This is a genomic window from Psychrobacillus sp. FSL K6-2365 (genome assembly GCF_038003165.1).
Lineage (GTDB): Bacteria > Bacillota > Bacilli > Bacillales_A > Planococcaceae > Psychrobacillus > Psychrobacillus psychrodurans.
The window spans coordinates 4,086,412-4,102,422 of record NZ_JBBOOO010000001.1; the positions used below are offsets into that span (position 1 = coordinate 4,086,412).

General features: G+C 32.7%; 10 protein-coding genes. 2 read left to right on the forward strand and 8 right to left on the reverse strand.

Annotated features, from left to right (window positions below; translation table 11 throughout):
- Nucleotides 1–46: 46 nt before the first annotated feature.
- From MKY29_RS20700 to MKY29_RS20735, 8 genes are all read right to left on the reverse strand, one after another.
- The gene (locus MKY29_RS20700) at nt 47–1,408 is read right to left on the reverse strand and encodes a HAMP domain-containing sensor histidine kinase (RefSeq protein ID WP_340765999.1); all 1,362 of its coding nucleotides are present in this window, start codon (nt 1,406–1,408) and stop codon (nt 47–49) included.
- Nucleotides 1,409–1,486: 78 nt separating this feature from the next.
- A complete protein-coding gene (gene resA / locus MKY29_RS20705; RefSeq protein WP_169360597.1) occupies nt 1,487–2,020 on the reverse strand; it encodes a thiol-disulfide oxidoreductase ResA in 534 nt (177 codons plus the stop codon).
- A 42-nt stretch (nt 2,021–2,062) separates the two neighbouring features.
- Nucleotides 2,063–2,773: a cytochrome c biogenesis CcdA family protein gene (locus MKY29_RS20710; RefSeq protein ID WP_169360598.1), complete on the reverse strand. Its 711-nt coding sequence runs from the start codon at nt 2,771–2,773 to the stop codon at nt 2,063–2,065.
- A 582-nt stretch (nt 2,774–3,355) separates the two neighbouring features.
- Entirely contained in the window at nt 3,356–5,197 is a 1,842-nt protein-coding gene (locus tag MKY29_RS20715; protein ID WP_340766005.1) for a TnsD family Tn7-like transposition protein, read from the reverse strand.
- A 15-nt stretch (nt 5,198–5,212) separates the two neighbouring features.
- On the reverse strand, nt 5,213–7,120 hold the full coding sequence (locus MKY29_RS20720) for a TnsD family Tn7-like transposition protein (RefSeq protein ID WP_169360600.1): 1,908 nt from the start codon (nt 7,118–7,120) through the stop codon (nt 5,213–5,215).
- A gap of 1 nt (nt 7,121) precedes the next feature.
- On the reverse strand, nt 7,122–8,840 hold the full coding sequence (locus MKY29_RS20725) for an ATP-binding protein (RefSeq protein WP_169360620.1): 1,719 nt from the start codon (nt 8,838–8,840) through the stop codon (nt 7,122–7,124).
- Nucleotides 8,830–10,995 (reverse strand): Mu transposase C-terminal domain-containing protein, encoded by a 2,166-nt coding sequence (locus MKY29_RS20730; RefSeq protein ID WP_169360601.1) that lies wholly within the window; start codon nt 10,993–10,995, stop codon nt 8,830–8,832. The genes MKY29_RS20725 and MKY29_RS20730 overlap by 11 nt, the downstream gene beginning before the upstream one ends.
- Before the next feature lie 25 nt (nt 10,996–11,020).
- On the reverse strand, nt 11,021–11,830 hold the full coding sequence (locus MKY29_RS20735) for a TnsA endonuclease N-terminal domain-containing protein (protein ID WP_169360602.1): 810 nt from the start codon (nt 11,828–11,830) through the stop codon (nt 11,021–11,023).
- A 415-nt stretch (nt 11,831–12,245) separates the two neighbouring features.
- Here MKY29_RS20735 and MKY29_RS20740 point away from each other — a divergent pair, with 415 nt between their 5' ends.
- Nucleotides 12,246–14,315 (forward strand): ATP-dependent nuclease, encoded by a 2,070-nt coding sequence (locus MKY29_RS20740; protein ID WP_169360603.1) that lies wholly within the window; start codon nt 12,246–12,248, stop codon nt 14,313–14,315.
- Nucleotides 14,294–15,988 carry an ATP-dependent helicase gene (locus tag MKY29_RS20745; protein ID WP_169360604.1) on the forward strand — a complete coding sequence of 565 codons (1,695 nt, stop codon included), beginning with the start codon at nt 14,294–14,296 and terminating at the stop codon, nt 15,986–15,988. The genes MKY29_RS20740 and MKY29_RS20745 overlap by 22 nt, the downstream gene beginning before the upstream one ends.
- The last annotated feature ends 23 nt before the right edge of the window (nt 15,989–16,011 follow it).

Genomic DNA, 16,011 nt, shown 5'->3' on the forward strand with positions numbered 1-16,011 from the left:
TAAAAACCTCCTATTCAATTACTGCTAGACGAAATTCTAAATAAAGCTAAATCATTATGGTAAATGTACTTCCTTTGCCCAAGACACTTTGGACTTCAATGCTACCACCATGTGCTTCTACTAATTCCTTCACAACAGCAAGTCCAATTCCCGAACCACCAGATAAACGTGAGCGCGACTTTTCAACACGATATAACTTTTCAAAAATGAATTCAATTTCATCAGAGGGGATACCTCTTCCGAAATCAATTACGGAAATGATTGTTTTCTTTTCTTTTTTATGAACTTTCAGTGTAACCTGTGTATTTTCTTTAGAATATTTCAAGGCATTATCCAGTAAATTCAATACAATTTGCTCTAATCGTAGGGAATCAGCATGGACTTGAAAGTTGTCCCCACATGCAAAACTAAGCTTAATATTCTTCATCTCAAAAGAAGGTCCAACTAGTTTGATAATATTTTCAAAAAACGTTTGTGCCCAAAAATAATCTTTTGTCACAGTAAAAGTATTCTCATCCATTTTTGCTAAATCTAATAAATTTCTCACAAGTTCTTTCATTCGTTCTGACTCTTCAGCTATTATTGCAAGATACTGTTCTCGTTCTTCTATACTAATTTCTTTTCTCATGGCTACATTTGAATAACCAATTAAGTATGTTAAAGGAGTTCTTAGTTCATGAGCAACCGAGGCTAGAAACTCATTTCGCTCTGTTTTCATCCTTTCTAAATCATCAGCTAATTTTTGAATAGAACCTGACAAATCACCAAGTTCATCTTTACCGATGTATGGAAGACTCACTTCAAAATCCCCTTTGCTTAATTTCTCAGTGGCTTCCTTCATACGTATTAAAGGTCTTGTGAGAAGTCTAGATAGAGCTGTATAGACAATAAATAGAAGAAAAACACTCGTCCCACCAGCAATCCCAAAATGCATGTTTAACTTATCCACCAATTGTTCAATAGAACTTGTACTTTGAAACATGACAACATAGCCTGATTGGTTATTACTCCCTTTGTAAGGGTGTGCACTAATGATATATGGAGACTCTTCCCAATCCGAAATCAATACCTCATCGCTTCTCAAATCAAGATTCTTAATTAGAGGAAGAAATTCTGTTAAAGATGCATTGTTTTTGAAGGAGCTACTAATGATTCCACCTTTATTATCCGTAATGACAACTTCTCTATCTCCTCCTTTTTCCATCAATACGATATGTTTCATGGTTGTTTCGGAATAGTATTCTTCAAGTACTTCTCTATGATTTGATCCGTTTTTCAACAATAAAGAAAATTCTTCATCAATTCTTGTGTGAATAATATTTCTATGGAGATAAAAAATTAGAAATGTTTCCATTATCAATACAACAATAAAAAAGTAGGCTGTTAACTTTGTCGATATTCTATTCATTAGAGCATTCGATCCTCCCAACTAGTTAAATCTGGATTGTTAAGTTGCAAATACATTGTTGTCTGATAACATTTAAGTTTAGATAGGCAATATTTGCTCCATATATTGTTTTATACTGTCTTCACTCATCTCGCCGGTTATTATTTTCTCTATTTTCCCTTCTGGGTTAATAAGAAAAGTAGTTGGCAAAGGGTTAATATTATAAGTTTCCATTACACTTTTATTGTCATCAATTAAAACTGGAAAAGTTAAGCCTTTTCGATCAATATATTTTTGAACTACAAAATCAGATTCTCCTATGTTTACCGCTAGTATTTGAAGTCCTTGATCTTTAACTTCTTGATACTGTTTGTCCATTAGCGGAAATTCTCTTTCACATGGTTTACACCAAGTTCCCCAGAAATTCAAAAAGACTCCTTGTCCTTTGTACTCCGACAATTGATGTCTTTCTCCATTCATATCAGTTAGAACGAAGTCAGGAGCTTCATCTCCTACTTGTAATACACCATTTTTCTCTTTAGATAAGTTAGAATATATGGTGAAGATAATTACTCCAACCATTAATATCAAGAGTACAAACCGTATGTAAAATCTTTTTTGCTTCTTATCCATAGTAACAATAAACCTACTTTCCTAATTATTTATAATTGTGCTCTAAAACCCTGTAAATCCTCCAAAAAAAGGAGTTAAAATTGCTATTATTTTTGTCATCATATCAAAATACAACAAGATACCCATTATAATCATTAAAAATCCACCTAATCTCATGAAAAGTCCATTTCTCTTTTGAAGAAACTTCATTTTTCCAATAAACAATGACATTATGAGAAACGGAATGGAGAAACCCAGTACATAAAATAGCATATACAACATTCCTCTGTCAGGGTCAGAAACTCCTAAAGCAATTACACCTGCTAGTATTGGTCCAGTACACGGTGTCCATCCAGCAGCAAACCCCATACCGATCAATACGGATCCTATATAACCTTTAGGTCTTTTTCTGAATTGGACTCTTTTCTCTGATAGTAAAAATTCAAATTTAAAAACCCCAATAACTACTAAACCAAAAAATACGAGGATAATAGCACCAATTTGTCTTAGTAAGTCTTGGTATTGAAGAAAAAACGTCCCGATGAAAGAGGTGGAAAAACCCAATGCCATAAAGATGGCTGAAAATCCAAGTAAAAATAGAAGCGTGTGTACCAATGCCTTCTTATTTAGTATTCCTTTTTCTTCTTTTAGTTCATTTAAAGATACCCCGGTAACATAGGACAGAAATGCAGGATAAAGGGGTAATGAACAAGGTGATATAAAAGACAGTAATCCCGCACCAAAAGCTAAAAATAAACTTAATTGTTCAAACAAAGAGTTTCACCTAACCTTTCATGCTTATAATCTACTAACAATGCTTTCTAATCCTTCTAGCAATTCAAAGAGTTTAAATAAGTCACTAAACTTATAGATATTTATCCAAGCTGTGCCTACTTGCGTGTCTTTATATTAAGAGGACATTAACTAACAAAATATTCTAAATAATAATATTTGAACGATTTAAGATATATTATTCAAACTAGAATCAACAAAGGATTAGCCTTGGGACAACTGATTAAGGCAATCCTCTGAGATAGTATAGAGAATAAATATGAAGAAACTATGCAGAAGTAACCCCAAAAAATATTATAATGAACTTTATGAGCTTTCTGTGTCTAACTATTTTTTTGTTTTCTTCATTAGATTTTTTAGATAAGACTACTTTCAATTCAAAAAAAAATGTATTTGAAAAACATTAGCACCGTAATTTTACCTATACAATTAATAAACGAGGTAACCCTAATCAAATTAGGGTTACCTCGTTTATTATAGAATGACATGTTTAGTTTACCTTGTAATTGCTTCTTACTTGTTTTGCTTTTTCCTCGAAAGTATCCTTGTCATATAGTTGACACTTTAAATAGAGCTATTTAATCTTATCTTTTTAATTATTAAATCTTTTAAATGATTTAGAACATCGGTTCTTAATCCTGCCTTCTTAGCAATTTTCCATACTTTTAATATTTCATTGTTTCTCATCAGCTCTTCAATACTTAAGTCTATTCTACGAATTTGAAATTGTTCTGTTGTTTCTACAACTCTTTCCAGTTCTCTTTTGGTTTTGGGTAGTTTTTCTAACTGTTTTTCAATCAAGGATAAGTATCCTATTCTCCTACCTATTTCAGCCTTAGTTATACGAAGCTGTCTTATTGTTATTAATTGATTTGCTGTTTCCCTTACCAGCATTGCCATATTCTCATCCCTATAATTCCAATCTACTCGATTCTTGTTAGATCTTTGATTCATATTATTGGGTTTATTTTGCATCAACCAATTCCTATCATGCTTATATAACCAATTGTATAACGATTTTCTTAATGGAGATGGTTGTTCATTTTTAATAAATATCCATTCATTTCTCCTTGTTTGTATAAAACCGTTTAGAGTTTTTAGTGTGCCATTATATATATTGGTATCAGTGATCAATAAATTAGCCTGGCGTTTAACAGTCTTAGGGTCAACACCCAATTGTCTTGCTTTTTCCCTTAAAGATAACTTTTCATCTCCCCATAATACCCAAAGTTTATTCTTCCAAACATCGCCAAACTCCTTTATCCGCCCAAATTCCATTTGAGCTCCTTCAGACGTATCAGGTCCCCTTCGTGAATAGACAAATCCGCATTCACAAGTAAAAGTCCCAACTGGTTTCCCCGTATCCGAGCATCTTGTAATAGTACATAAAGTAATGACTTTCTCTCCAAAATGTCTTGATACTTTATTTAAACAAGGCCAAGGACCATTGAAGAATGGATTAACTAACGTTGATGAAGAATTACTTTCTAAAATTGTGGAAGTTATGCTCTGCCCCAAGAAACCGTGTAATAAGATATGCCTCAGCGGGTGAATCACTTCATCAGAATTTCGCAAAAATTTATGTAACCAGGTATGCTGTTTATCTTCTTCCACATGACTTCCCATTAATGTTAATAAATCACGTCCATAATAATTGTTAAAGCTAGGGATTAGTTTATAGAACTTTATTCTACCCTTTACTGATAACATATTTATATTCTGTATTTCTTTTAAATAAATGTTCCTTACATTATTTTTTCTTACAATCTTCTCTGAATTGTAATTTAGTAAATAAAATGAATTCTGCGCTATAAATAAATTTAGATAATTTTCTACAATTACCTCTTCCGTATTAATATTTATTGTAATAGTGTCTAAAGGAACAAATTCATGCTTATTTCTTCTTTGCGAGTACGGAACATTAGCCTCTCTTAAATTAACCTTATGCTTGTAACATACTATAACTCCCGGTATTTGATGTGCACGATGCCAATAAGCTAAACCATACTGAGCTCTATTATTCATTGCACACACTGTACAATATCTTAAATTTTTGGGAGGTTTCACACCGTTTGCGGTTAAGCCCACCAACATATGGATAGAACGTCCGTTGCTAAAGTACATTTCCTCTCGAATATTTTCTAGTCTATCACTAGGAATAAAGTGACTATAATAGGGCATTAAAGTATGGTCATAAAGCAATTTCTCTTTGCTGATAACTTTACCAGGAATCCGTGAAGCTAATACATCTAGATTGCATGGTAAATCAGTTACAGAACATACTGTTTCACACCCGAATAAATCTCTCATAGTTTTTTTAAAGCTTTCATTTCCAGAGTAATTATGATATCTGGCTAATGCACTATATAGCAATTCGTCTGGATAAAGTGGAGGAAAAAAATGCATACTTCTTAATGCTCCTTACGACGAGTTAATTTGATCGATTTGATCCTCTAACCATTGTATAACCGTAAGTGAACTCTTTTTATACATTTTAAATCTATTTTGAATCAATTTTAACGATAAATTTTTATACCTGGATTCTTTAAACCACTTAACTACTTTCGGGAAAATACGAATTAAATATTGATCGTCTGTTTCTAAGCTACGCTCTATTAAATGTATTGTCCTTGGAAGATACTCACTAAATCTATAACAACGGTTCTGCACAAAACTTGGTATTGTTTTAAATATTGAAGTTTTGGTAATCTTCGTTTCAGGTGGATTTTCCCACAATCTATCTACAGCTGCTGAAACTAGTTGATACATTTCATCATCTAAAGATTCTAAATTCAGCATTTTAGGTAATTTTCTTTTTGGTGGCAAATGAAGTTCCATCCAAGTACGATCATGCTTCATTCCCCAATCGTATCGATGAATATTGTATTTTCTAATTTGAGGTCTATTTGCTCGCTTACCTAAAATACTAATAGCTTCGAGAACAGTCTCTTTACATAGTTCTAACTTTGAATTGTTGTCTGTTACCGCTACCTCAAGTTTTCCTTGCAAAATCTCTTTGTGTCCATTATTCTGGTTTATTGTTAACAGATTACTTTCATTTTCCTTCTTATAAAGCTTCAAATACTTTCTAACAGTTGTTCTATTTGAACGAAGGAACTCTGCAGTTTGAGTAATAGTATACCCTTTGTTAATATACTTTGTTGCCTGATTAATAAATAATGCACCCATTGTTTCAATTGAAAATAGAGTTTCATCTTCCAAATGGGGAAAACCTTTTCTATAATAAGTCATTCCACAATAATTACAAGTAAAATAGCCAGTAATCCACTCATGAACTTTTCTTCTACATATATTTATTACCCTTTGATTATACTGGGGACATATTCGATTATTACATACCCATGGACCATTTCCGAATGGTAATGGAAAGAAATAAGTTTCATCCTGTTTTAAGAAGTTCTCTGTATTCCCAGAAAGAAAACGCATTAATAAAATGTAAAATATTGTATGCTTCCTCAAATCATCTGGTGCGAATAAACTAGGCATTACTCTCAAAAGTTCATTAACATTCAATCCTAACTCAATTAAAACTTCTTTCCCATAGTAATCAACCATATCAGAAATAAGGTCCTTCTTAAAAATAGTATCTCCTTTAAAATGAATGTATCCTCTGTTTCCTAGGCGAACCATTAGTTGTTGATAGACATAGTTTAATGTTAAGGTGTTATACGACATAAGTGCTTTAATATCATCTAGGAATTCATATTTATTGGTGTCCATCCATTCTTTAGTATTTTCATTAATCTCATGGCCATTCGGACACTTGGGCTCGGTTAACATTAAATTAGCATTACTGCTTGCAAAGGGTATGTCGCAGTGAGAGCAACTATAAACGAGTTTTGTTTCGTGAATAGGACAAACGGTTAAAAAAGAAAATTGATGTGTTCTGTGCGCATATACTTCTCCGAACCTTTCATAATCATCATTTAGGCAAGTCGGGCAATACCTAATACTATTTGATAAAAACTGGTTTTCCAGTGTTTTAATTTTCATGCTTAAACCGCCACTAGAATTGTAAAATACATTGGTTATAGTATTATGTAAGTCTTTATTAACAAAAGGTCGAAAAAGAGGATAGAATGTGTGATTATCAATAAGATTTATTATAAATTCTTCAGAAACTCCTAGCCCATTAATAACATGAATTAAATTTTCAGGGTACATAACCATAGTAGAATATGCTTTTCCTAATAATTCTTTTCTATTTTTTAGATAAGATCTATGTGGGGAACGTAAATGGTATCTATATAAAATACTCCTAAAATCTTCATCTGGAAAAGTAGTTGGGAAAGATATGATATTGCTCATATCAAGTCTCCTCTTTCCCTAAAACGAATTCCTCATATAAACTAACAAGTCCAGCATCTCGAAGTGCTTCATCAGTGGTTTTATTAGTATTTAAACCTTCAAAGACCACGAACCTTAAATCATCGTGATCGTATTCTTCCAGGTTTTTCTTCCTTCTCTTATTGCTTTTACTTGATTTTCCAGTAACCTCTTCGCTCGTTACAATACTGTTGTTTTCCAATACTAACTTTGCCATTTCAGCATACAACAGCTCATTATCCTGTGAACCATTGTTTTCTCGTTCAACTCTTATTGCATACTTTTTAGCTTCTTCTTCTGTACAACCCATCCTTGTCGCAAAGCTAGTTAATTGTTCAATTAAGATTCTCTTATTTCTTTGCAATAAAATTCTTTTATGCTCTTCCGACATCTGACCGTCTATTTGTATACGGTGACGAATATCCATAAGATAACTATTAAACGAGATCCAGTCAGGTTTTAAATCATCGAACTCATCAGCGTTTACTTCTTCTCCATTTCGAATACGTTCGAATATTGGTTGTACCAGTCTTAAAGTTTTATTAGCAACACTTTCTATCATTTCAACATCTATCTTTTCAGTGTCACTATATAGAATTGCATGGGATTGTACATGCATAAATAGTTTGACCGCAAAATCAGGAATTCCAATCGTATGATAATACATGGCAGATTTAATTTCAGGTGTAATTTCAGTGAAGCTTTTGGTATATTGCAGATCCCATAAACTCTCAATAAACTGTTCCCATTCCCATTCATCTTTCATTCTGTCCGTTATATTTTCTCCATAGCTATTAGATACTCCCCTACGGGTATTGGCTAAGCTCGATTTAAAAATATAAAGAGCTTTAAAAGTTCCTATAATGACAATTGGAATACCTATAGAATTAGTAAGTTCCGTAATGAAATCAATCATTTTTTCATCTCCGCCTGAATGAGCACGGTTTACTCTTTGGATTTCATCAATTACTAAAATGCCCAAATTTATTAAACCTGCAACTTTTGCCATACGCTTTGCTAATACTTCAATTCTGCCATCCTTCTCAGCTAAATCCTCATAGTAAGTAGTGCCCAACAAGTCATCAACAGCTGTATAAAAATTCCGACATAGAGCACCTATTGATTTATTACTAGGACATTCAATTTTTAACCAAACCACTTGTTTACAAGTTAATTGGTTATTTTTGTAGCTAGTATGATGAATTACTTGAGGAATCAAGGATAAAAGCTTGTCGTATGACTTCGATTTTCCCATACCACTTAATCCAATTTCTGCGCACTGTTGAGCAGTTTGGGTTTGTCCAAGGAGGTTTAGCCCCTTCTCATCTGTGCCATGTTCTAATATTTTGTCATATCCAACAGAAAGATACCTATGATATAGAGGAGTCATCGGATTCCTTGATTGATAGCCGATTTTTATCATACTATATAGGTTCCGGTATTTATTGAAATGAGAAGAAAGAGGTAACCAAAAACTAGGCTTAATCTGTTGTACCAATTCAATTCTATCCTCATCATCGAGGCCATCTATATTACCATTGAACCTTGGAACTGAATAAAGTAGATCATAGAGTTCTTCTCGTGATAAACGATTAGGAAGTGCCTCGATAAAAGGATTCCCTATACTTTCAGGGACAATTTGTTCCTTATATTCTGCTCTTACTTGATAGCCCTTTAAATAGATAAAACGATCATTTTTCATTTCCACGATTTTCTCGTCTCTCCTTGTTTTTAGACATTAAGAAAAGCTGCATTTCTGTCATTTTTGTAATTTCGGATTGACGATTTGTATTTTCACTATTACTTGAGACTTCATTACTTACCTGTTTAATATCTTCCTCTCTCTTAACTGTAGTCCATGCATCCTCACTAGAAGTCATCCTCTTGTCTAAATTACGTGCAAGTCGCTTATTCTTAAACTTTCCAGATTTCGGCATACCTCTTTGTGCCTCTTTTGTTTTCTCTTTCTCAGATAAAGATAAACTTTCTGCAACAGCATCTAGGGGACCCTCTATATTTACCCGTTGTTTTTTTAGCTGTTTAAGCTGTTTGTTCTTATAACTCAACAACACCTTAACATCATTGAAGTGTAAATCCCTATAGTCATTGAATTTTGGTGTTAGGAAGCACGGTTCAAATGTTCCATCCTTTAAGCTAATAAAAATACTACTACAATTTCTAGGATCATAATTCACAACTACCTTTTTTTGTCCATAAATACTCTCTTGTTCAAACCACTTTTCCTCAAAACCTCTATCCGAAGAAAAGGACATTTTCTTAAAGGTAATACCGCTTCTTGTTACTATGCCTTCTCCTTTCGGTAGTAGTTTTAATCTAATTAAATCTCGTGGCATTTCGTGGAGGAGATTCTTTTTTAATCCCCAGTTCCATATTCCCAATGGAGTCAATTCAACTTTTTCCTCGAACATTTCCCTCGTCATTAGATATTCATCCGGTAAAGCAGATTTGTTAAACTCAAGGACAAATAAAATAGTCAATTTCGAAAAAGCCTCGATTGTATGGACCGCGTAGTTCTCTGGGTTCTTGTCCCCTCTTTCTCGATGCTCCTTTCGAACAGCACTAACGGGTATGGATTCTCGTATTCTTGCATTATATCTACGAAATTGTTGTTCAATATATGGCTTAAAATCTCCACGATAGGAAGGTGTGTTTCCGACTCTCACATTAATATCCACTAAATTATTTGAGTTTCTACTTTTATGTTCTCCACGGTCTCCAACAATAAATTTAGGCAAATGGAGGCAAGGCCAATCTTCTTCCGTTATTTCTATTCCAAACCTTTTACAATACTCTACTTTATTAGTAGAAGCATTTTCTAAAGCTACCATTTCTTCTTCCCAAGATGGAGTAATGCAAATGTGTACACCGACAATCATTCTGGACATAACATCTTTGACAAAATATACATGTGCCCTACCTATTACCGTTTCTCTATCTAACGACACAAGAATTACATCTGCTGGAGTCGAATCAATCTCATAATAAGCACCTGGACCTTGAACATTTTCCTCTGGTGTACCCTTAAAAGCTCTTGCATTCATCTCTGCTTTTCGCTCACCATACCTTGCACTGTATTTCTGCTTTGAGTTAAAGTTGTTCTGATACCAATAGCGAAACATTCTTAATGTTGGACATTTCTCGGGTTCTACTATTGGGACCATTTCGTTAAACTCTCGATAAAATCCCGTTTTATACCTATGTTGTAAAAGTTTTTTATGGGTTTCTGTAATAGTTAATCCTTGTTCAATATGAAATTTTTTTATGGCCCATAGAAAATTTTCCTTGTCTTCATCACGGATAATATACTCATTTCCATCTTCAGCTTTTGGACCAGCTTTCTTATCAGAGTATTGTCTTTTATTTACCCCACAATCAAAGTAATTATTTAATAGACCATTAATTGATTTTCCATAAAACCAGTATTTTTTTATCCATTCATGAATAGTTTTTCTTTGTTTTCCTGTAATTTTCATTACCTCTCTAACCATTAAACCTCTAGATTCTGGATAGTATATCTCTGGTTCTTTCATAACTATTGACTTTATTATCTCCCACTTAATATCTCTGTTATCAATATGCCTCTTCGAATATTCCTGATTGGCTTTAATCAACCTTATATCAGGCTCTAAATTATATGTGCTTGCAACTCCATCTTCAATTAGTTGAATTAAATCTTGATACGAGCGAAAATAGGGAAATTGCATTTTTTTCCTATTCATTATATTCATAAGAACTACTTTACTACGATCCTCAGAAATCCATAATATTCTTTCCAACACTAATTCTTGGTCGGAAATATTTTCAAATTGTATTATGGTATTTTCAAATAATTGCATACAAATTCACCTCATTTTTTTAATACTACTGTCTATCAACAATCAAACTTAGAGGTCTATTTTCCCTTATAAGCAGATTCATATCTGTTTTCCATAACTTATTTACCAACATGTGCTGAACAATATATAAAGATGTACCAGCCTCCAACCCAAGTTTCATATCGCATTTCAAACAATTTTTACTTATAGAATCTTTTGGGCTACAAGAGAAAAGGGTTTTAAGTAAAGGATCAGCAACTAAATCTATAACTTCTGAGTCAACACCTGGCCGTGTACCTAAAAATTTTGCATCATACATCCAGTCTATGTTTTTAATCATATTTATTGGTTTTGGTTTATCAAAAACCATTTTCCAACTTATACCCATCTCTAGGAAATATCGTCTCTCTATTTCAAATAATTCTAATGTTCTCTTTGTAAGCTTAGTCACTGGTTTTATAGTTCTAGCTACATCAGTTATTTCCCCGTCTTCGTTTACTACACTTAACATAAAATCCGTTGACATAATTACCTTCTCACCTTTGTAATGTGGATGGCGAATATTTAATTTATCCGCAATTTCAATAGTCATTTCTATTGGGGTCAACGGATACTGTTCTCTAATATCTACAACACAGTCTGCCCATTCTTGAACAAGAAGAAATTGGTATTCATGTTTGGATAGAGTATGATGTATTCTCCTTGTTTTCCATCCATGCGTCCTTGTCAACCATCCCTCAGAAGCTACCTTATTGTCATTGGCTTGTATAAAAGGTACATAGTCTTTCCCTCTCCCCTGGCCCCTGCCATCACTCAAACGATTTAAATGTGACTTACTAATACTGCTATTACTCATTTAACAACCCCCAATATAATAAAAGGCACATAACGGTATTCCATTATGCACCTCAATAATAGTTTTAATAATTTTCACTCTGAATTTTACTTATCAGAAAAATCTAAATGTTTATTTTATATGTAGTATAATAACCTTAATAGACTATTTTAAAACACTATTTTAAAACACTATTTTAAAAATAGTAGGAACTTTAAATTAAAAGATATAGTTTAAGGCAAAATAACGGATTCCTATTTAAAGCATTTGATAAATCCTTTGTTTGCTCCAAGAGTGGGAAACCTTTAATAATCCTTTTGCAAAGTTCTATGTTGAAAGGATAAAAATATTAATACAAATCCTTATTTTATTATGTTTATCTTCTTTATAAATTTTTAATGTAGCTTATAAGTCTAAAGAAAAGGATGAATTGAAAATGTATATCGCTGAATTAAGTATCGAGAATTTTAGAACATTTAATTCTAGAACAACAATTGAATTTCACGAAGGTACTAATGTGATAATAGGTCAAAATAATGCTGGAAAGACAACAATTATTAAAGCATTGCAATTGTTATTTGATAATCAACAGAACAAACGTTTATCTGTTGATGATTTTAATAGAACTATTACAACTACAGAATTAAAAAAGGCTCCTCCAAAAATAATAATTTCAGCAAAATTAGTTGAGTCGCTAGAGGAACCTGAATACTCTGATGACCTTGTAACTGTATCAACCTGGCTTACTAAAATTGAGAGTCCATATGAAGCTTGCATTACTTACGAGTTCTACCTACCAGATAAGGAAGTGGATTCTTACGTAAAAACGATGTCTGACATAGATGTAAATCAAACTGAAGAATACTGGAATGTCATTCGTAACATTTTTTTGAGAAAATACACACAAAAGATTTATGTAGGAAATCCAGAACAAAAAAACCTAATTGATCCAGAAAACATAAATAAATTTGACTTTCAATTCTTAACTGCCATTAGGGATGTTGAACGTGATCTTTTCACTGGAAGAAATACCTTATTAAAAGAAGTAATCGACTTTTTTATGGACTACGAGATTAAGATTGATGAAAAACTTAACAAAGATGAAAAAATAAAACAAATAAAAGCTAAGAAGAAAGCTTTTTCAACTGATGCACAACTTTTGATTACTTCATTGCAAGCTCGGATGAGTGAAGGAAACATTCACATGCTTAAATACGTTGAAGATACTGGAGCTGGATTTGGAGGTATGAAGCCATCTTTTGATGGGACGATATTAGATACAGAACTATATTCTGCTCTTAAACTAATTATAGAAAGTGAAACGGGTATTAAACTTCCTGCTATACATAATGGTCTTGGCTATAATAACTTGATTTACATTTCTCTTCTGCTGGCAAAAATGCAGAAAGATGCGTCAGGGGATTACTTAGGCTCAAATGCAAAGGTCTATTCAATTTTAGCTATTGAAGAGCCTGAAGCCCATTTACATCCTAATATGCAATATAAGTTTTTGAAGTTCTTAAAAGAAAACCAAAGTTCTCAAGTAAATCAAATTTTTATAACCTCTCATTCACCAAATATAACTGCAGCTGTTGAATTGGATGATATCATTGTATTGCAAAAAGAGCAGGAAAATGTTCATGTCGCTTATCCAGGGAGAGTATTTACTGCAAGTACAGAAGACCAAAAATCGAAAAATTACGTAAAACGTTTTATTGATGTGACAAAAGCAGATATGTTCTTTGCAAACAGTTTAATTTTGGTGGAGGGCTTAGCAGAGTTGTTGTTAGTTCCAGAGTTTGCAAAAAAGTTGGATTTTGATCTAGTGGATACTCATACTTCAATCATTAATATTGGTGGTCGGTACTTTGATCACTTTTTAAAATTGTTTGATCAAGAAAAGAGCGAGTATGCTATTAAGAAAAAGGTTGCATGTATTACAGACCTAGATCCCGTCCGAAAAGAAAGAAAAAAGGGTGCTTCTTGGGTTGCTTGTTCACCATTGTTTATTGACGTTGCTCCAAATAACTATGAATATAAATCATATTCGAATACTTTGATTGATAAAAGAAAAAATAATAAACAAGATTTAATTAAAGTATTTAGCCAAAAAGAAAAGGAAAGTTCTACATTTGAATATGACCTATTATTGAAAAATATTACTACTGAAAGCCTACTAACAGAATCAGTCTCTAATATAGAAGAAATAAAACGATTAATGAGCGCTTTAAAGGATGGGAAGTCGATTCAAGATATTACAGATATATTAAGCGAAAATAATTATGGAAAGGAAGTTAGAGAATATGTTAGTGGTGAAATATTTAATGAACCTAAAAAAGCGGAAAAAATAAAAGCTAAAATAATAGCCGGACGATATTTAAATTCTATAAAAAAGGGCCAAGTAGCACAGGAATTAGCTTATGTTGTTGCTACAAGTAATAAAGAAAAAATTAGTCCCCCAGACTACATTAAAGAGGCGATAACATGGATTTGTCAAAAGCAGTAAAGCTAAACGATAGTAATGGAAATATACCAATTGACAATCACTTCAAGCTTTATGCAGGTCCAGGTGCAGGAAAAACCACGTTTCTAACTCGTCATATTCACTGGATTTTAAATCAATCAAAAAAGCTATCGAAAGTTAAAAAAGTTGCTTGTATTACTTACACTAATATCGGTGTAGAAACCTTAAAAAGTCGTCTGAAAGATACAGCTGAAGATGTTGAGGTAAGCACTATACATAGCTTTCTTTACAAACATGTTTTAAAACCGTATTTGTGGATGTTAGATGATTGTCCTTTTCCTGTTGAACATTTAGACGGGCACGAAGAAGTTAAATTAGGAAGGTCTTTACTTCAAGAATACAAAACTAGAAGTAAACAACATTTTGATGAGAGTCTCAATAAGGATCTAGCTCATTCTTTGGGAAATTTAATGTGGATGTTAAATGGAACTACAATAGAACTGAATTTTCTCAAAGTATACCAATCCAAGGTTGGACGCTATAATATCAAGAAAAATTCATACTTAGTTTATAAAGAATTATGCTGGGAAAATGGACTTTTGAGTCATGATGATGTTCTATACTTTTCATATTTGCTTCTACTTCAAAAAAATGAAATAAGAGAAGTTATTAGAGCAAAATTCCCTTATATTCTACTAGATGAGTTTCAAGACACAAGTCCTCTACAAGCTGAAATCATTAAATTAATTGCGGAGAAAGAAACGGTAATCGGGGTTATTGGAGATCCTTGTCAGGCCATATTCTCATTTCAAGGTACTGATGATAATTTGTTTGATCAATTTAAACTTGATGGTATGTCCCTTCATTATTTAGAAAACAATCATCGCTCTACTGAACAAATCATCAAAATACTAAATCATATACGATCCCAAAGAGACTTTAATCAATGTAGTCCAGACAAAAAGGTTGGCGAGATTCCAGTATTACTAATTGGAAGTTCATTTACAGCACATAAGTATGTTTCTCAAACTCTTGGGATTAACAGTTTCTATACATTGGCTTACCGAAATAATGAAACTAATGCTATTAAATATGATTTCAAGGGTAATAACACGGAGGGAATCGATTTGATTTTTGGAGATAGTTCTAGAGGATGGATGATTTATTATATTATCCATGCAATTGAATACGGGAAGCAATTAAAGTTACAAGATGCCATCAAATTTATGAAAAAAGCTTACAGAAAGATTGATGGATTTTCAGATAAGAAAGCATTTAGCAATCTGAAAAGACTCTTAGAAGCATATAATAATTTTTGCGATGGAAATATTAAAGATTTTTATAACAATTACATTTTTGGTCATTATGGAGTTAAAGGAAAAATTTCGAGTGGAAAGGTGAAAGGCTACTATGAACAATTACTTTATAAGAGAGCAGCAATAGAAGTCAAAATTTCTGATGATATAAGTGTGTTTAAGACTATCCACAAGTCAAAGGGCGATGAATTTGACAATGTTCTTGTTGTGATTCCAGAGACCAATAGTGAAAAGAGCCTTGAATTTTTGCTTACACCTGATATGAGTAAAGAAGATCACCGCGTTTACTATGTCGCATTAAGTAGAGCAAAAAAGAACCTATTTATTAATGTTCCTGTTATTTCTAGTGAAGTACTTCAGGAGTTAGCACATCTAAATATAGACCCCATTTACTTATAAGCAAAAAAAGGACTCAATTTGGT

Bases quoted from the DNA above. Each gene is read 5' to 3' on its own strand.
- MKY29_RS20700 (WP_340765999.1), bottom strand. From the start codon at position 1,408: ATGAATAGAATATCGACAAAGTTAACAGCCTACTTTTTTATTGTTGTA.
- MKY29_RS20725 (WP_169360620.1), bottom strand. From the start codon at position 8,840: ATGAAAAATGATCGTTTTATCTATTTAAAGGGCTATCAAGTAAGAGCA.
- MKY29_RS20720 (WP_169360600.1), bottom strand. From the start codon at position 7,120: ATGAGCAATATCATATCTTTCCCAACTACTTTTCCAGATGAAGATTTT.
- MKY29_RS20740 (WP_169360603.1), top strand. From the start codon at position 12,246: ATGTATATCGCTGAATTAAGTATCGAGAATTTTAGAACATTTAATTCT.
- MKY29_RS20730 (WP_169360601.1), bottom strand. From the start codon at position 10,995: ATGCAATTATTTGAAAATACCATAATACAATTTGAAAATATTTCCGAC.
- MKY29_RS20715 (WP_340766005.1), bottom strand. From the start codon at position 5,197: ATGCATTTTTTTCCTCCACTTTATCCAGACGAATTGCTATATAGTGCA.
- MKY29_RS20735 (WP_169360602.1), bottom strand. From the start codon at position 11,830: ATGAGTAATAGCAGTATTAGTAAGTCACATTTAAATCGTTTGAGTGAT.
- resA (WP_169360597.1), bottom strand. From the start codon at position 2,020: ATGGATAAGAAGCAAAAAAGATTTTACATACGGTTTGTACTCTTGATA.
- MKY29_RS20745 (WP_169360604.1), top strand. From the start codon at position 14,294: ATGGATTTGTCAAAAGCAGTAAAGCTAAACGATAGTAATGGAAATATA.